The 17,427-nt window shown below is 44.9% G+C and carries 15 protein-coding genes and 1 other RNA gene; 1 reads left to right on the top strand and 15 read right to left on the bottom strand.

Annotation, left to right across the window (positions count from 1 at the left end; genetic code table 11):
• Nucleotides 1–253 precede the first annotated feature (253 nt).
• From WJQ40_RS11170 to eno, 11 genes are all read right to left on the bottom strand, one after another.
• The gene (locus WJQ40_RS11170; protein ID WP_337540302.1) at nucleotides 254–994 is read right to left on the bottom strand and encodes a hypothetical protein; all 741 of its coding nucleotides are present in this window, start codon (nucleotides 992–994) and stop codon (nucleotides 254–256) included.
• Nucleotides 987–3,206, bottom strand: coding sequence for a DUF2339 domain-containing protein (locus WJQ40_RS11165; protein ID WP_337540300.1), 2,220 nt, complete (start codon nucleotides 3,204–3,206; stop codon nucleotides 987–989). The genes WJQ40_RS11170 and WJQ40_RS11165 overlap by 8 nt, the downstream gene beginning before the upstream one ends.
• Entirely contained in the window at nucleotides 3,199–4,755 is a 1,557-nt protein-coding gene (locus WJQ40_RS11160; RefSeq protein WP_337540297.1) for a HAMP domain-containing sensor histidine kinase, read from the bottom strand. Before WJQ40_RS11160 ends, WJQ40_RS11165 begins: the two co-directional genes overlap by 8 nt.
• A gap of 1 nt (nucleotide 4,756) precedes the next feature.
• Entirely contained in the window at nucleotides 4,757–5,431 is a 675-nt protein-coding gene (locus WJQ40_RS11155) for a response regulator transcription factor (RefSeq protein WP_118799281.1), read from the bottom strand.
• Entirely contained in the window at nucleotides 5,403–6,020 is a 618-nt protein-coding gene (locus WJQ40_RS11150; RefSeq protein WP_118799282.1) for a hypothetical protein, read from the bottom strand. The genes WJQ40_RS11155 and WJQ40_RS11150 overlap by 29 nt, the downstream gene beginning before the upstream one ends.
• 63 nt (nucleotides 6,021–6,083) lie before the next feature.
• Nucleotides 6,084–6,439: a transfer-messenger RNA gene (gene ssrA / locus WJQ40_RS11145) on the bottom strand.
• A 51-nt stretch (nucleotides 6,440–6,490) separates the two neighbouring features.
• Nucleotides 6,491–6,958 (bottom strand): SsrA-binding protein SmpB, encoded by a 468-nt coding sequence (smpB, locus tag WJQ40_RS11140; protein WP_118799283.1) that lies wholly within the window; start codon nucleotides 6,956–6,958, stop codon nucleotides 6,491–6,493.
• Nucleotides 6,958–9,117, bottom strand: a complete 2,160-nt coding sequence (gene rnr / locus WJQ40_RS11135) for a ribonuclease R (RefSeq protein ID WP_118799323.1) — start codon at nucleotides 9,115–9,117, stop codon at nucleotides 6,958–6,960. The genes smpB and rnr overlap by 1 nt, the downstream gene beginning before the upstream one ends.
• Nucleotides 9,118–9,206: 89 nt before the next feature.
• The gene (gene secG, locus WJQ40_RS11130) at nucleotides 9,207–9,446 is read right to left on the bottom strand and encodes a preprotein translocase subunit SecG (protein ID WP_337540292.1); all 240 of its coding nucleotides are present in this window, start codon (nucleotides 9,444–9,446) and stop codon (nucleotides 9,207–9,209) included.
• A 78-nt stretch (nucleotides 9,447–9,524) separates the two neighbouring features.
• Nucleotides 9,525–10,973: a GH25 family lysozyme gene (locus WJQ40_RS11125; protein WP_337540287.1), complete on the bottom strand. Its 1,449-nt coding sequence runs from the start codon at nucleotides 10,971–10,973 to the stop codon at nucleotides 9,525–9,527.
• Between the two features lie 108 nt (nucleotides 10,974–11,081).
• Nucleotides 11,082–12,398, bottom strand: a complete 1,317-nt coding sequence (eno, locus tag WJQ40_RS11120; protein ID WP_337540283.1) for a phosphopyruvate hydratase — start codon at nucleotides 12,396–12,398, stop codon at nucleotides 11,082–11,084.
• 170 nt (nucleotides 12,399–12,568) lie between these two features.
• Between eno and WJQ40_RS11115 the strand changes: the two genes are divergently transcribed.
• Nucleotides 12,569–14,281 (top strand): phospholipid carrier-dependent glycosyltransferase, encoded by a 1,713-nt coding sequence (locus WJQ40_RS11115; protein WP_337540277.1) that lies wholly within the window; start codon nucleotides 12,569–12,571, stop codon nucleotides 14,279–14,281.
• Here WJQ40_RS11115 and WJQ40_RS11110 read toward each other — a convergent pair.
• The 4 genes from WJQ40_RS11110 to WJQ40_RS11095 all read right to left on the bottom strand — a co-directional run.
• Entirely contained in the window at nucleotides 14,247–15,527 is a 1,281-nt protein-coding gene (locus WJQ40_RS11110) for a hypothetical protein (RefSeq protein WP_337540273.1), read from the bottom strand. The genes WJQ40_RS11115 and WJQ40_RS11110 overlap by 35 nt on opposite strands.
• 30 nt (nucleotides 15,528–15,557) lie before the next feature.
• Entirely contained in the window at nucleotides 15,558–16,196 is a 639-nt protein-coding gene (locus WJQ40_RS11105; protein WP_337540271.1) for a hypothetical protein, read from the bottom strand.
• Nucleotides 16,197–16,208: 12 nt separating this feature from the next.
• On the bottom strand, nucleotides 16,209–16,847 hold the full coding sequence (locus WJQ40_RS11100) for a hypothetical protein (protein WP_337540265.1): 639 nt from the start codon (nucleotides 16,845–16,847) through the stop codon (nucleotides 16,209–16,211).
• A gap of 11 nt (nucleotides 16,848–16,858) precedes the next feature.
• The coding region (locus WJQ40_RS11095; protein ID WP_337540255.1) for a hypothetical protein at nucleotides 16,859–17,427 on the bottom strand (569 nt) is incomplete at its 5' end.

The raw sequence follows: 17,427 nt of genomic DNA, 5'->3' as shown, positions 1-17,427 counted from the left end.
TCAGACGCAACTCTGATATAATATCATGTGTTTCTGTCTGTGTCAACACCTTTTTTTATTTTTCTTCGTTGCTTTTCGACTTCGTTTTACTTGTCCCTCGCAACGAATCATAATATACCACTATAAATAGCCCTTGTCAATGCCCTTTTTTAAAAATTGTAGAAATTTTTTGCACATTTTTCAGAAAAGCAAAAAAGGCCTTAAAAGCTGGCCTTTTTCGTCATCTCGCTAATCCTTATTCTAGTTCAGTACTTTACTGTAATGAAATTGTTGCGTTTTTATCTCCATTTCTAACAATAACCGCTATGCTGTCAGAGCCGCCTTCTGTCACACTGCCATCTGCCGGTACCTCACAGATCAGTACCAGTTCCTGGGTTCCGTTTCCGGGTATTGTTTCACTGAAATTTGAGAAATCATTCAGCAGCATAGTGGTCAGAGCATTCTGTGTCTTTCCACCTGCTGTAATTTTGAAACGGACTCCACTGCTGACCATGGACAGCTCCCTGTCTTCCCCGCTGACATTATGCGCAAGGAATTTCAGTACAAGAAGCTTCTGCCCTTCTGTCGCATCCATGGCAAAATAGGTTTGCTCGCCCGTATCCGGGTATGAATCATCCAGTTCATATCCTTCATAAGAAAAAGAAAAGCCATCTGCTCCGACCACATCATCCAGAGTCAGTTCTACTTTCTGTTTTGCAGTTTCAGAAGAAGACGCCTCATTATTCTTCGCTTCTTCTGCCTTTGCTGCTTCTTCCTGCTTCAACTGTTCCTTTTTGGCTTCCTTCTGTGCTTCTTCTTCTTTTTTCAGTTCTACGACTTCTTCGCTTTCCAGTCTAGACGGATGACTGCTGTAATGACGTTCTACTACCTCTGCCGCGTAGCTGACAATCAGCGCCTGTTCTTCTTCTGTCATATCCGGGATCTGATTGCCACATCCGGAAAGGAGAAGGCTTGCTGTCAGTATTGCTGCTGTAATTCCTGTCGCCCTATTCATGGTTCTCCCCCTCTTCTGCCTGAGCAGTATTCATTTCAGATATTATATGTTCTTCCATTTCTGTGCTTTCAGCCGGCACGGCAGCACCCTCAGATTCTTCTACGATAGTTACTTCCGGTTCTGCTACTTCTTCTGCTGCGGCCTTCTTTTCATTCTCCTTCTTCTCCAGATGAATATAAAGGAAAGATATGACAAGGGCTATGATTCCTACTGCCAGGAACAGAATTGCACGATAAAAACTGGTAATTCCGATAAAATCAAAAATCAGGAGCTTCAGGCATACAATTCCCGCCATGATAAGACCATTCAGTCTGTAACATCTGTCCTTCTTTTTAAAGCCAACTGCCACACAGCCCATCGCTACGATCATCCAGATAATACTTACTATGATCGGCACCGCAAATCCGGCTGTCAATATCATATAGTCAAAGTAATAGGCAAGCCACAGATACTTCCGCTTTACCTTCATCCCGTACTGTTCCCTGAATACAAGCAGAATGACCGCAGCACCAAGGATCATGGTGATCACATTATAATACCATGTATCTATAATCGGGCTGCACAGACTTAACAGTCCTGCCGTTATCACAGTAACCATTGCATAGGGATATCGGTTTGTCTCCTTCTGCACCGGCAAATGTGCAAACAGCCAGAAAAGCACCAGTACAACCGCCATGGCTGCCGCCAGGACATAATCTCCATGGAACTGTGTAAAAAGCATCAGCAGGATTCCATAAAGACCTGTGATCTCCTGAAAAAGGACGGATCTTCTGATATACACAACAGCAAATACTGCAGCCACTGCAAAAGGAACTGCATACCAGGTCTGTGTCATATAGGCTCCCTGCAAAAACAGAATTACCGTCAGTATATTATCAAGTGCTGTCAGATCTTTTTCTTTCTGCAGCAGCCTTGTTACCACAAAGATCAGTATTATGCCGATGGTTGTTTCCAGCATGTAATCCGAAAACCCATTGAACAGGACAATGATACCGGCAGCAAAATAATACAGGATCCATTTTTTTCTGTTCTGACCATACAGCAGGAAAAATACCGCTGTGACAGCCAGTGCTACCACCTCTGTCAGTAGTTTGACAAAAAGCTGTGATATTTCATAATCATAGCTGAACATATTCGTAAAGTCCAAAATCGCCCCGACTTCCACAAACATAACTGCCATCATGCCCAGTAGGATATCATAGGTAATCATAAGCCCTATTTTCTCTTTTTCCCTGTCCATAAAATAGATCAGGTGCAAAACAGCAAGTGCCACACCAATAAACAGGATCATGTAAATAGCATCCAGATGTGCATAGTAAATTCTTACCATGCCTATTACGGTAAATACAGTGTGAATGATCATATGGATGATCTTAACTGCTTCCGTATTCTTATCCAGCTTTAGTCCAATCGACGTCAGATTCACAAGCAGCAGAATTACTGTCAGAACCAGCAGATTCAGTCCGTTTTCATAACATCTTCCGGGAATAAAGCAGATATAGCAGCCGATCAGACTGACAAGCCACAAAGAAACTGACTCCCTCTTCCTACCTAGGAAAAATGTCCCTGCTGTTACCGCCAGCGCCACTATCAGTGCCGCTATGGCTCCAATATTATGGAGCACCTGGAAATTCACCATATCGGATATATAAATGCCGGCGATTCCTATACCGGTAATAATCATGGAAAACCTTTCACTGATCCGGCGTACCAGTAGTTCTCCGAGCAGAACGACCACCAGAGAAGCTGCATACAGACTGATCCCCTGCCAGATTCCATCAAGGAAATGCAGTCCGAGAATCAGAAAAGCGATCAGAACAAAGGCAGCTCCGATAAACGCAAACAGCTCTGCCCCGATTTTAAACTCTACCGTCCCTTTATGCAGATTCTCCGGCTGAGCAGCTACTGTGTACGCCGCAGGTGCTGCAGTACTGACTGGCTGACCAGTCTGCGCCGGCTGGCCATTCTTTGCCTTCTTCGTTTCACGCATTCTTTCCAGGTATATTTTATAGGTACGTTCCATCTCCTGCTGTACCTGCTGCGGAGATGCATTTCCTCCCTCCAGATCCTTCAGCATCTGCTTCAGATACTGGTCATAATAGGGATCCTGTGAAATCTCGATCAGATCCAGCAGACGCTTTTTCACCCTGCCGATCTCCTCCAGCCTGCCGGCCTGATCCCTGAGCGCCTTTGCTCTTTGCAGTTCATCCATTCTGACTTTCCTCCGTCTCCATTCCCTTTTCATCATCAACTTTTTCTCCGGCAGACTCCAGTTCAAACCAGAATTCCACGCCGTTATCATAATTCACTGCACCATACTTCTGGTTCAGTGCTTCCATAACCGCCTTTACGATAGAAAGGCCAACGCCACTTCCTCCGTAGGCTCTCGTTCTTGCCTTATCAACTTTGTAAAATTTATCCCAGATATGGGGCAGACTGTCTTCCGGAATCTGTTCCCCTGTATTAAAAACAGAAACCCTGACCAGATTGTCATGCCTGTTTAATTTTACATCAATCACTCTTTTTCCCGCAATATGATTTAAGGCATTGCTGAAATAATTGCCAAATACCTCTTCGACCATGAATTCATCTGCCCACACATAAACAGGATTCTGTGCCTCCATGATCACCTCGATCTCCTTCTGTCTGCAGAGCAGTTCTGATGCCTGCAGATAGTTTTGGATCAGGGCCACAATATCAAAGCGCTCCATTTCTACCTTTTCATTGCCAAATTCCAGTTCGTTCAGAGTCATCAGTTTCTTTACCATATTGTTCATCTTGGATGCTTCATCCATGATGACTTCACAGTAAAAGTTCCTGCTCTCCTCATCATCCGAAATGCCTTCTTTCAGGCCTTCTGCATATCCCTGGATCAGGGCAATTGGTGTTTTCAGCTCATGAGATACATTGGCAAGGAATTCCTTCCGCATCTCATCAATTTTATTCTTTCTCTCAATATCCCTCTGAAGTTCATTATTAGCACTTTTCAATTCGGAAATCGTCTGCTCCAGTGTATAGGAAAGCTCATTGATATTCTGTCCAAGCTGTGCGATCTCCGTCCTGCTCTTTCCTGTATACTTCGCATCAAAATCCAGGTGGATCATTCTCTCTGAAATCCCGGTCAGCTCTTCGATTGGTTTCGTGATCTGTCTGGAGATCAGGTATACGATCACCGCACTGATAATAGCAGAAGCGATCCCCACCTCTCCGAGAAACCGGTTTGCCAGCTTCACGCTTTCCCGGATGCTTTCCAGCGGACTTCTGAAAAGGAACAGATTTCCATTGTCAAGAACTCCCCACATTTCCAGAAATTCAGTTGCTGTCCTGTCATCCTCAGCAATCTGGATCTCATATTTCTCTCCAGTTTCCAAAAGCTTCTGATGTTCTGCCTTTCCCCCAAACAGATTATTCAGGAGTCTCTGACTGTAGGTACTGTAATCCGGTGTTGATGTTTTCAGTGTTTTGGATTCTGCATCAAGCAGGATATAATTTATATTGTATTTTCCGCAGTTCTTCTGAAATTCGATATCAAAGCTGTCTGTAGAGAGCGTGCCATTAGTTGCTGCCATATTCAGTATCTGGTAAGTTGCAAACATGGCATTCTGTTTCTTGGAAATATAGTATTCTCCAAGGAAAAAATTATTAATGAACCAGCATAGCAAAATCGTTCCCATCATGAGCAGACTGAACACCGCAGCCATCTGTTTCTTGATAGAATGACGAAGGCCGGCCGGCCGCCTTTCAACCATCGTATGGAACATTTTATACCTCAAACTTATAACCCATACCCCAGATGGTCTTGATCAGATCACCCTTCTCACCCATTTTGCTGCGGAGTTTTTTTACATGGGTATCAATGGTACGGGCATCGCCAAAGTAATCATAATTCCATACATTATTCAGAATCTTTTCTCTTGAAAGTGCAATTCCTTTATTTTCCATAAAATAAGCAAGCAGTTCAAATTCCTTATAGCTCAGCTCTATTTCTTTGCCGTCAATGGTTACACTGTGAGCTTCCTTGTCAAGAACAATGCCTCCCATGGACAGCTTATCTTCTGATTCCGTCTGTCCTGTTCTGCGAAGGATCGCCTCTACTCTGGCCACCAGGATCTTAGGACTGAAGGGCTTACTGATATATTCATCCACACCAAGCTGGAAACCCTGAAGTTCATCCTTCTCATCACTTCTTGCCGTCAGCATGATAATCGGCACCTTGGAATACTGCCTGATCTCCCTGCATGTCTGCCAGCCATCCATTTTGGGCATCATGACATCAAGTATCACAAGTGCAATATCCTTCTGTTCAAAAAAGATATCCAGTGCCTCGCTGCCATCTCCCGCCTCAAGTACCGTATAGCCGCTTTTAGTAAGGAAATCCGAAACCAGTTTACGCATTCTCGCTTCATCATCAACGACCAGTATTTTCATCTTCTCCATCTGTGATCACCTCTGATTCTTCCGGAGCTTCCATAGAGAGCTCCTGTTCCTTTTCTCTGACTCTGTTCTCTCTTTCTGTTAATTCCTGTTCCCAGGATGCATATTCATTTAAAATCTGTTTTTTGTAATTCAGAATATTCGGATTATCACTTTTCATTGTGATCACAAACATCGTGATCACCAGCAATGTAAGCAGCAGATTAAAGCACACTGATATCTGCAGATATCCCGCTTTCTTTTCCCTCCTGTCAGAAGGCTTCACTCTCCGCTTTACATAGGATACATCTATTTCCTCTCCTGTCTTATAAGAATAATTTCTGTAAAGAGGAATCGGTCTGATCTGAGATTCCTCATATCCATCTGCGATCAGTTCTTCTCTGAGCTTTCTTAAATATTCTAAGCCAACAGGTGTCTTAAACAGCTTCTGATCCAGGATACTGTCATACAGATTCAGCAGCATGGTCTTATTCTTGCCCTTTGTTTTCTCCTCAAAATAGTCAATCTTCTGTTTTTCTTCCAATGCCAGATCCCTGTCCTCCTTTGAGATGAACAGATACCCATCAACCTGATACTCATCCTTCTGTGCCATAGGTACTTCCTTTCAAAAAAATCCATGAACACGAAACTCTCCTCGTATTCATGGATTTTAGGGTAGTGGATTAGGCGGGAGTCGAACCCGCGTCCAAAGACCCATTCCCTGTCCTTCTACTATCATATTCAGTCTATTATGACAGATTGCTCTGCCCATTCCCTCTGCCGGACGGGGACTGACATCCTTCCGGTTTCAGTAGCTTCATGATACGCCCACAGGTGCAAAGCTTAGCCTGTGTCGTTTCCTACATAGTCGATGCCCGGATTTTAATGTGTAGGTGCACTAAAGCGGACAGCTGCCATTAGGCAGCGTATGCTAAATTATCTTCAGCGTTTGTATTTAATGTTGCGATTTGACGCATCGCCTGCGGATAGCTTCTCCAGCTGCAAGATCCCTGTCGAAACCTTTACTAACCCTTATATCTACTGTAAGTATACCAGTTATTTATAAAATAGCAATCAAAATTTTTAACCCTTCAGACGGATCTTCAGTTCCTTCTCCGCCTCTCTTCTCTGATCCTTCTTTGCAATGTCCTGCCTTTTGTCATATAGCTTTTTACCACGGGCAAGTCCGATCTCGATCTTGGCTCTGCCGTCCCTGAAATAAACCTGCAGGGGCACCAGCGTATAGCCCTTCTCTGCACTGCTTCCGATCAGTTTCCGGATCTGCTGTTTATGCAATAGCAGCTTCTTTGGCCGCAGCGGATCCTTGTTGAAAATGTTCCCCTTTTCATAAGGACTGATGTGCATGCCATAGGCATACACCTCTCCATTTTCGATACGGATGAACGCTTCCTTAATACTGCATTTTCCCATACGCAGTGACTTGACTTCCGTTCCATGAAGTACAAGCCCTGCTTCATACTTTTCTTCTATAAAATAATCATGATAGGCTTTCTTGTTATTTGCAACAAGCTTCATTTCTTCCTTTGCCATTATCCCTGCTCCTCTTCTTCCATATCATCTTCTGCAAGCAGAAAATCCACGCTCTTTGATACCATATCGACACTATCCACAAAAACCTTCAGTCTCTGTCCCAGCTTAAAGCATCTTCCGGTATCCCTTCCCACCATTTCGAAGGTCTCTTCCTTGTAATAATAGTAATCACCGGTCAGTCTTGCTACATGGATCATGCCTTCTACCGTATTTGGCAGTTCCACATAAATCCCCCATGCGGTAATACCGGAAATAATACCTTCCAGTGTTTCTCCGATATGGTGCTTCATATACTGTGCCTTCTTCAGCTTATCTGTTTCACGCTCTGCCTCATCCGCACGGCGCTCCAGTCTGGAAGTCTGCCTTGCGACCTCCGGAAGGATCTCCTTATAATGGTCAATCCGCTTTTCCATAAGACGTCCGCGCAGCTGCTCCTTAATGATCCTGTGGATCTGAAGATCCGGATACCTACGGATTGGAGAGGTAAAGTGACAGTAACAGGCACAGGCAAGTCCGAAGTGTCCAGTACATTCCACCGAATACTTTGCCTGCTTCATGCTCCGGAGCGCCAGCCTTGCAATCAGGGCTTCCTCTTCCGTTCCCTCGATACTAGCAAGGAGCTTCTGGATCTCCTTTGGATGCACCTCATGATCGCTGGTTTTGATCTTGATATGATAACCAAAATTATGGATAAAAGTCGCCAGCTTCTCTATTTTCTCTGCATCCGGTGTTTCATGTGTCCGGTAAAGGAACGGCACCTCCATCCAGTAAAAATGCTGTGCTACTGTCTCATTGGCAAGAAGCATAAAGTCTTCGATCAGATCTGTTGCCACATTTCTTTCATAAGGCTCTATGGAAACGGGATTTCCTTTCTGATCCAAAATGATCTTGCTTTCCGGAAAATCAAAATCTATGGAGCCTCTCTGTCTTCTCTTCTTACGGAGGATAGCCGCCAGCTCCTGCATATCCTGAAACATGGGAACCAGTTCTTCATATTCCTGGATCAATTCCGGATCTCCCTCTTCCAGGATCTTTCTGACCGCTGTATAGCTCATTCTTCTATCCACGCAGATCACGGTTTCGGCAATTTCATAGGAAACTACTTCTCCCTTTTTGTTTACCTTCATCAGACAGCTCAGAGCCAGTCTGTCCTCCCCCTGATTCAGGGAGCAGATCCCGTTTGACAGGGTATGCGGCAGCATAGGGATCACTCTGTCCACAAGATAGACACTGGTACCACGATTCAGTGCCTCTCTGTCCAGTGCAGAATTTTCCTGCACGTAATTGCTGACATCCGCAATATGAACCCCAAGGCAGTAATTTTCGCCTTCCCTGGTCAGACTGACTGCATCATCCAGATCCTTGGCATCTTCCCCATCAATCGTCACCATCTGCAGGGAACGCAGATCCCTTCTGCCTGCCATGTCAGCCTCAGATACCGGCTTACCAACACGTTCAGCCTGATTCAGAAGCTTTTCCTCGAATTCTACCGGAAGATCATATCCCTTTACAATAGAAAGGATATCTACCCCGGGATCATTCACATGTCCCAGGATCTCTGTGATCCTGCCCTCCGGTTTATGCTTGTCATCTCCGTAGTCGGTAAGCTCCACTACTACTTTATGCCCGGTGACTGCTCCCTTAGAACCTTCTGCCGGAATATAAATATCAGTGCTGATCTTTTCCAGATCCGGGATCACAAAGCCAAAGCTTTTCGACTTCTGATACGTACCCACCACCTTTGTAAGTCCATGGGAAAGAATCTTCACAATCCTGGCTTCCTGTCGTCTGCCTCCCTGTCCCTTCAAAAGTTCTACCTGTACCTGATCCTGATGGAAGGCACCGTTCACACCGCTCTCCGGAATGTACAGATCTTCGCTTCTGCCTTCGATCTCCACAAAGCCAAAGCCTTTGGGATGACTGATAAAAGTACCCACAAGGCCTCCGCCTTCTTCCCCTTTGGAATACTTGCCACGCTTGGAAATCTGAAGTCTTCCCTCCATCAGCAGTTCGTTCAGAATCGTCTTCAGTTCCTCCCGTTCTTCGGGACGAACCTGCATAAAGGCTGCCAGTTCCTTTTCCTTCATGGGAACATAAAACTTGTCATTTACCAGCTCACATATTAAATTTTTGCGTTTTTCATATAATGATCTGTCCATATTCTCCATCATATTTTCTGCCAGCTTCCTGCAATGCCTTTCCGGTTTTCCTGTACAAAAAAGGCATTCCCTGCGGAATGCCTTAAGTCCTAAAATACATTAAGATTTAATATAATACTGATGACCATAAAGCCTATCGCCAGATATTTCGTAAGCTTAACAAGCTTACCTTCCATGGAACGGCCTTTATTCTTGCCCCAGTATGTTTCCGCTGCTCCACTGATTGCTCCCAGTCCTGCAGATTTGCCTTCCTGCATCAGAACGATCACTGTTAAAACAATACATATTAAAATAAATAAAATCTGAATTACGATTCTAAGTGCTGCCATTTTCACACCTCCTAATGCAAACAAACATCAGTTTATCATATGCTCTTTGAATTTTCAAGTATTTCTGTAAATTATTTCCTATTTCACAGGCTGCGCAGATGCCTGTGCAGCAGCAGCGGCGGCTGTATCCTCTTCCGGTACCGGTACGATCTCTGTCAGGATACCATTCTCATCAGCCTGATACTGTACACCGTTCAGATCCAGTACCTGGTTTCTGATCAGCACACCCTTTTCATCAAAGTAATAGTTCTGCTTTGCTACCGGATAAATACCTGTCACGATATGTCCCAGTTCATCTGCGTAGTAAGTCTTATCCGCAATGTTGAACCAGCCGGATACCATCTGTCCTGTGGCAGGATCATAATAGTAGCTGGAACCATCTTCTCTTGCAATCATGCCGCTCTGTCTGATCCCATCTGCACTGAAAAGAAATTTCAGTCCATCAATAACCTGATCCCCGGTCAGCATATGGCCGTCTGTTCTGTCAAAGAAATAGAAATTTCCCTTCTCATCAGAATACCATTCCTTCTTCATGATACCATTGTTCAGGGGATCATAATAAAACTTCTGCTCTCCTACAGTAACCCAGCCTGCTGTTTTGATTCCCTCTGCTGTGAAGTAATAATTGTTTCCTTCTGCTGTATACTGTCCCCTGGCGATCTGTCCGTCCTCCGGAGTCAGATAATACGTGCCCTTATCGTCGGTAAACCAGCCTCTTACCAGATTGCCCGCGCCATCCAGATAATATCTGGTATCATTATAGTCAACCCATCCTCTCTGCATCTTCCAGTTACGATAGAATCTTGTCTGTCCATTATGGGCAATAAATCCCTCTGGAATGATCAGGGTACTGTAGTCCTTGTACTGATAGTTCACATCCACACGGCTGCCAAACCCATTCACTTTTCCATAGCTGGAATACTGCCAGAAGCAGACATTATTATTGTATTCACAGTTACTGCTGTACTGTGCTACCCATTTGTCCCATCCGCAGATAGAAAGCTTGGAGGTAAACATATTTTTATAGGAATACACCATTGGATAGTAACCGGCAGCATCGATCGTAGTACAGAACGCATTGATAATATCAATGAGCTGCTGATTAGACAGATTCTTATGGCATTTATCCTCAATATCAAAAACAACCGGATAGTTTACTGTATAGTTACTGATCCACTGCAGTACCAGATTCGCTTCATTCTGTGCTGCCTCCGGTGTCGTTGCATAGGAATAAACATATACACCCGTTTTAAGGCCTGCCGCAGCTGCCCCCTTTATATTGGTGTCAAAGTTCGGATCCACGCCACTGTTAGTGCTTCCAGCCTTGATAAATGCAAACTTCATGCCACTGGCTGCTACCTGTGACCAATTCACGCTTCCATTATGTTTGGAAACATCAACACCCTGTGCAATGTTTCCACTTGCATTCACTGCATGTACCTCTGCAGGCTGCAATGTCCATATCGCAGTCACTGTCAGGGCAAGTGCCAGTGTACGTTTCGCCAGTTCCTTAATTCCCTTTTTCATGTGCATTCTCTCTTATCTCCCGTATTTTATTCCTGTATTACAGGCCATTTCACAGATACTGTCATTTTACGTCTGTATCATTCCGCGCACAATGCTCCGTAGTTTATTCTATACAGTAGGAAAAGGATCCCTGTAATATGCATTCCTGCCAAGCTGCTCCTCGATCCTGAGAAGCCTGTTATACTTGGCAACTCTGTCACTTCTGCAGGGTGCACCTGTTTTGATCTGACCCGCATTCACCGCCACCGCCAGATCTGCAATAAATGGATCCTCTGTTTCTCCTGATCTGTGGGAAATCACAGCTTTATATCCATGATGCTGCGCCATCAGCACTGCCTCCATGGCTTCTGAAAGTGTTCCGATCTGATTTACTTTGACCAGTATGGCACCTGCCACGTTCAGTTTCATTCCTGCTTCCAGCCGTTTGGTGTTTGTCACAAACAGATCATCTCCAACAAGCTGCACCCTGCCGCCAAGTCTCTTCGTAAGCTTTTTCCAGCCTTCCCAGTCATCCTCAGCCAGTCCATCTTCAATGGAAACAATAGGAAATTCATTGATCAGTTCTTCATAATATGTGATCATTTCAGAAGTGTCCCTGACGATCTCCTCTCCCTTCAGAGAGCTTTCCCCAGGGAAATGATACATGCCTGTTTTCTCATTGTATAATTCACTGCTTGCCACGTCAAGAGCTATTTTAACATCCTTTCCTGGCAGATATTTACTTTTTTCGATTGCCTCAATAATCAACGTAAGAACTGCTCTGGCATCCGGGAGATCCGGTGCAAAGCCTCCCTCATCCCCGACTCCTGTGGAAAGTCCCTTTTGGACCAGAATCTTCTTTAAATAATGATAAATCTCCGCACATATCCGAAGCCCCTCTGAAAAGCTTCCGGCACTGACAGGCATGATCATAAATTCCTGAAAATCAACCGTATTAGCTGCATGTTTTCCGCCATTTAAAATATTCATCATGGGAACCGGCATCCGGTCTGTATGGACACCGCCAAGATACCTGTATAACGGCATATTAAGAGATTCTGCCGCCGCTCTTGCTACGGCAAGGGATACGGCAAGTGTCGCATTTGCTCCAAGATTTCCCTTATTATCCGTGCCATCAGTTTCCATCAGGATCCGGTCAACCTCCTGCTGATCAAGTCCATTTCTGCCACTCAGCGCTTCCTTGATCTTAGTATTGATATTGGATACAGCCTTCTGTACCCCAAGCCCAAAATACCTTTCCTGCGCATCCCGCAGTTCTACTGCCTCAAACCGTCCGGTACTGGCACCGGATGGTACTGCAGCACATCCCGTAAACCTTTTTCCTGTGCTTGTTTCTGTGAGCGTTACTTCTGCTTCTACCGTAGGATTCCCACGCGAATCCAGAATTTCTCTTCCATGAATATTAGTAATCTGCATATAAATCATCTTTCTTCTCCTTTTCATTTTCTTTTTCAGTATAGCCATTTCTGCAGACCTTTATAAATCTGTCAGCTGTTTTGTCAGAACACCTCCATACAAAAAGCATCCTGATATATTGTTTTTAAAGATTCAAATTGCTATACTATATAGAAGTAAAAGGGGTAAGAGGTAACACAATGAAATCTAAATGCAAAAAGCTATTTGCTGAAATGAAACCGGAATTTATGACGAAGAAAGACTGGCAGTGTCTTGGCGTCCTGCTTCTTGTTTTCACCTGTCTCGTATTCTTCCGTCTTGGATCCTTTAAGGCTCCGCAAACCACTTATACAACTAAAACAGGCGAAGCTGACATTGTTCTTGACTTTGGTGAATATACGGATATCGCTTCCTTTTCCATTTTTCTCGGGAATCTGAATACCAGACATTTATCATTGTCTGCTTTTAATGAAGTAACCGGAGAATGGGAAATCATCAACGGAGATGCCACTGTGGAATCTGTCTTTGACTGGAATAAGGTAGATGTGAATTACAATCTGCGTTACCTTGGCATTGTTGCCACTGATGATACCGCTGTTTTCAATGAGCTCGTCGTACAAACGCCGGATGGTTCTATCCTTGAACCCGTCAATGCAGACAGCTATCCCTCGCTCTTCGATGAACAGGATACTTTTCCCTCCGCTGTCACTTATATGAACGGCACCATGTTTGATGAAGTTTATCATGGCAGGACCGCCTACGAATTCATCCATCATTTAACAACCTACGAAACAACTCATCCGCATTTTGGTAAGATCCTGATTTCCCTGGGTATCCGGCTTTTAGGCATGACTCCCTTTGGCTGGCGTTTTATGAGTGCTCTGTTTGGCATCCTGATTACCGGTGTCATGTATCTGTTTGCCAAGAGGCTGTTCCGGAATACCTTTACCGCAACGGCAGTCACCACGCTCTTCTGCTTTGACTGCATGCACTATAACCTTTCCCGGATCGCAACCATTGATATTTTTGCCGCTTTCTTTATTCTGCTCATGTATTATTTCATGTATGAATATATCGTCAGGGACAATGCAGCAAAGCCGGACCGTCCGCTCACAGAGCGCATTCTTGTTCCCCTTGCCCTCTGTGGCATTACCATGGCTTTTGGCATTGCCACAAAATGGACCGGCATTTATGCTGCCGCCGGCCTTGCCCTGATCTTCTTTATCCATGTGATCTGCAGATTCCCCGGAAATAAAAAGCAGATTCCAAGGCTTTTTGGCTTCTGCTGTATTTTCTTCGTTCTGATCCCGCTGGCAGTTTATACGCTTTCCTTTATACCTGTGGTAGGCTATACCGAATATAAGAACCTTATCGACAAAGCCATTCAGGGAAGCATATCCATGTTTAATTACCATTCCCAGCTTGTGGCCGAGCATTATTACAGTTCTCCCTTTTATGAATGGCCTATTATATGGATGCCGCTTCTGGATGCCAATGATGCTGTTACCGCCACGAAAGTAAGTGCTGTCAGCTGCATGGGAAATCCTGCCATTTGGTGGGTCGGAATCCCCTGTCAGGTATTTGTGCTTGTCCATGGTATTCTGAAAAAAGATAAAAGGGCCGCCTTTCTTTTTCTTGCCTATTTAGCCCAGTATGTGCCCTGGATGAGTATCAGCCGTATTACCTTTATCTATCACTACTTCCCTGCCATCCTCTTTGTCATCCTGATGATGGGGTACACCATTAACTGTATCATCCACCGTTTTTCATGGGGTAAAAAAGCGGTCACCATTTATCTGGCAGCCGCTGTGATCGTATTCTTTCTGTTTTTCCCTGTGGTATCCGGTTTTCCCATTGACCGTGAGCTTGGCATGAAGCTCAGATGGCTGAAGGACTGGATCCTGATTCTGTAGCTGCCGCCCTGCTGACCTGGCTGTAAAGATCATACCCTACATAAATAATAAGGGCAAGCTGGATCAGCGCAAGCACCTTCAATGGCAGAATATCCACTGCGATCAGATAAGGCATGAAGGTGAGCATGGAAACCAGCATAAAGCCACAGGTGACCGGCAGCTTTTTCATCCGGTATACCCCGTAAATGATTGCCAGCAGATCGATCAGAAATCCGTATCTGTCATGCATATGCGGCAAGGTATAAACCGTTATCGTCACAGTAAACAAAGCAAGTGTTATCATCAGTTCTTCTGTCAGTTCCAGCTTCTTCGTATACAGATAATAGGCAATACATCCCAGGATCATGATCGTCATAATGGTTCCTGCACCACTCACTTCATCTGCATGCCTAAGATCTGGCATTTCTTCCCCAAGCAGAGCATACACATTCGGATAATGCAATGTTCCCCATGGATAATAACCTGACTGATCCAGATATACCGTAAGCAGATCTTTCAGGCTTCTTCCTGCGATCCAGGCCGGGATCACGCTGATAAAGTATATAGCTGGAACCCAGAGATAATATTCCAGGCGGATCGTTCTTTTTTTCAACCACATAATCACGAAGAATGGCAGCAAAAATACCGCCTGCAGCTTGAACATAAAGGAAAGTCCAAAAAAGATCGCTGATTTTTCACCATCGTCCTCAAGGAAATATAAATAGGAATAAAGCAGGAACGAGGTGTAAATAATATCGCACTGGCACCAGTAGGCACTGTCAATAATGACTGTCGGGGAAAGCAGAAGAACTGCCATACCCAGTATGGATTTCCGTAGGTTTCCTGTCATATGGTACAGGATCCTCAGTACCGCTATGGCCGCAAAATAATCAAAGGCCACAGAAACCAGCTTTAACGCATACAGGTCATTGGTGCTGATATAAGAAAGCAGCGTCATAATATACATATAAGGCGATGTATAATTGGAAATCTCCATGGAAAGGGATCTCCATCCGCCATTCGTCCGGATTGCTTCCATCCATGGCTCCAGAAATCCGAAGTAATCTGCAGATTCAATCGGCATTAACTTCCATCTGATCAGAAATGCCAATATAAAAAGGCAGGCTGTAAAAAGAATATCTACCATCTGAAAGGTGATCCCCTTCAGGGTGACCTCCCTGGTCAGCACCCGGTCTGTAAAGCGTTCCTTTTCTGCCGGTTTACTCTCAGGAAATTCTTCCTGCTCCTGCACATTTTCTTCTATCATAACTTCTCCTTTTTTCTGTCAGACTTCCTGTTATCTGACCTGAGATCCACCCCATTCTACTACTGTGAATCCGGTACGATCCGGTGCAGTAAGATCCTGCGCAGGAATCTCCACTGCATCCTTCAGTGGCTTCCATGCCATAAATACCCGAATCACCGTATCCGGCGCTGGATCAACAGACAACTGTGCTGCCTGCGTATAAACATCTGACTGGAAAGTGATCAGATTATAGGGATTTTCTTTCATTAATGGCAGCCAGTAAACAATAAACTCGTTTGCCTCCTGTCTGGTCAGCCCAAGCTGCTGGAGAGCATCCTCCAGGAAGGAAGCTGTATCACTTCCGGCCACACAATAGCCGCTGGAAAAATCATAGGAAACACTGTTCTCGCCTTCCCAGTAGAGGTAATTATAAGTCTGACCATCTGCATCTGTCAATGTGCCATCAGGACTGGCCGTAACCTTCCATCCATCCTGATACTCCGGATAGGTACAGGTCAGTTCTCCGGCATAATCCAGTTTCACTGTAACATCTGTTTTACTTTCCGGATAAAGATAAATCACCGGCTTCGCATCACACTCTTCCATTTTCTCCTGACAGCCTGCAAAAGAGAATACACATGATACCGCCATCAAGATTGCCATAACACTTTTTCTGCCTGATTTTCTCATGTATTCTCTCCTTTACTCTTCCGTTGCTACGAAGTGAATGCTCTCTCCGCATTTTTCAAAATCATCCATCCAGCCTGCACCTTCTTCCTGTGTAAAGGTCAGGATGTGGGTTTCGTCCCCGTTAAACAGGTTGTAGCTGAGCTGTTCATAAACCGTACCCTTAAGTTCATACTGAAGCCTGATCTTGAACCCCGGTCTGCCATCAATTCTGATCTTGTCATACTGCTCTATCGTAACAGGAACGGTATCTCCATAGCTTGCATCAAAATCCTGCTCAATCATGGTCTGATACTCTTCCTTCGACTTTTCAGTTATGTTTTCATCTCCTTCCGAGATCACATAGCTGATCGTAGAAAGATCCTTTGGATAGTTTTTATGTACATACATTCCCTCTTCTGCTTCATAGGCTTTGAAGCCTTTCGGCAGAGAACAGGATATTTCTGCTTTCTCATATACATCTTCACTGTCGTCATATTGCTGTGACGGGCTTACCGGCACGATATCAGAAGAAGTTTCATTATCACCAGAATCAGCAGTGGAGATTTCCACTGCTGATTCCTCTTCAACTGATTCCTGTTTATTATTTCCACAGCCAAGAAGCTGTGCTGCCATAAGTCCTGCAGCAATTAACAGTATCAATTTTTTATTCATTTAAATGCTCCTTATTTACGACGTTTTTTCACCTGATTCAGTTTCACAACAGAAACTGCTGTTCCGCCTGCCGCTGCTCCCAGTGCAATCAGCCAGAGAATCATCGCCATACTGTCGCCTGTCTGAGGTCTTCTTCTCTTACCAAGTACTGCAAAATCAGATCCTCTTCTTGCACCAAGCACTGCATTATCCTGTACTCTTCTTGCTCCAAGTACCTGCTCATCCGGAGGTGTTTCTGTTGATGTTCCCGGTGTTGTACCAGGTGTATACTCTGGTGTAGGATCATCTCCGGGTGTCGGTGTTTCCTCACTTCCAGGAGTAGGTGTCGGCTCATTTCCAGGAGTGGGGGTTGTTTCGGGAGTAGGTGTCGGCGTCTCACCTGGTGTTGCCGTTGGGGTTTCACTTGGCGTTGCGGTTGGCGTCTCACTTGGCGTTGCGGTCGGTGTTGCCGTCGGTGTTGCGGTTGGCGTCGCCGTCGGCGTTGCGGTCGGTGTTGCGGTTGGCGTCGCCGTCGGCGTTGCGGTCGGTGTCGCCGTTGGTGTCGCTGTCGGCGTTGCGGTTGGTGTTGCGGTCGGTGTTG

It is taken from the genome of Suilimivivens sp. (assembly GCF_037359455.1).
GTDB classification, from domain to species: Bacteria; Bacillota; Clostridia; order Lachnospirales; family Lachnospiraceae; genus Suilimivivens; species Suilimivivens aceti.
Note: the sequence above shows the minus strand (reverse complement) of the source record. Positions and strands in the feature narration are given on the sequence as shown.

Coding starts and splice junctions, on each gene's coding strand:
- WJQ40_RS11115 (WP_337540277.1), top strand. CDS start 12,569: ATGAAATCTAAATGCAAAAAGCTATTTGCTGAAATGAAACCGGAATTT.
- secG (WP_337540292.1), bottom strand. CDS start 9,446: ATGGCAGCACTTAGAATCGTAATTCAGATTTTATTTATTTTAATATGT.
- WJQ40_RS11165 (WP_337540300.1), bottom strand. CDS start 3,206: ATGGATGAACTGCAAAGAGCAAAGGCGCTCAGGGATCAGGCCGGCAGG.
- rnr (WP_118799323.1), bottom strand. CDS start 9,117: ATGGACAGATCATTATATGAAAAACGCAAAAATTTAATATGTGAGCTG.
- WJQ40_RS11160 (WP_337540297.1), bottom strand. CDS start 4,755: ATGTTCCATACGATGGTTGAAAGGCGGCCGGCCGGCCTTCGTCATTCT.
- eno (WP_337540283.1), bottom strand. CDS start 12,398: ATGATTTATATGCAGATTACTAATATTCATGGAAGAGAAATTCTGGAT.
- WJQ40_RS11170 (WP_337540302.1), bottom strand. CDS start 994: ATGAATAGGGCGACAGGAATTACAGCAGCAATACTGACAGCAAGCCTT.
- smpB (WP_118799283.1), bottom strand. CDS start 6,958: ATGGCAAAGGAAGAAATGAAGCTTGTTGCAAATAACAAGAAAGCCTAT.
- WJQ40_RS11125 (WP_337540287.1), bottom strand. CDS start 10,973: ATGAAAAAGGGAATTAAGGAACTGGCGAAACGTACACTGGCACTTGCC.
- WJQ40_RS11100 (WP_337540265.1), bottom strand. CDS start 16,847: ATGAATAAAAAATTGATACTGTTAATTGCTGCAGGACTTATGGCAGCA.
- WJQ40_RS11105 (WP_337540271.1), bottom strand. CDS start 16,196: ATGAGAAAATCAGGCAGAAAAAGTGTTATGGCAATCTTGATGGCGGTA.
- WJQ40_RS11150 (WP_118799282.1), bottom strand. CDS start 6,020: ATGGCACAGAAGGATGAGTATCAGGTTGATGGGTATCTGTTCATCTCA.
- WJQ40_RS11155 (WP_118799281.1), bottom strand. CDS start 5,431: ATGGAGAAGATGAAAATACTGGTCGTTGATGATGAAGCGAGAATGCGT.
- WJQ40_RS11110 (WP_337540273.1), bottom strand. CDS start 15,527: ATGATAGAAGAAAATGTGCAGGAGCAGGAAGAATTTCCTGAGAGTAAA.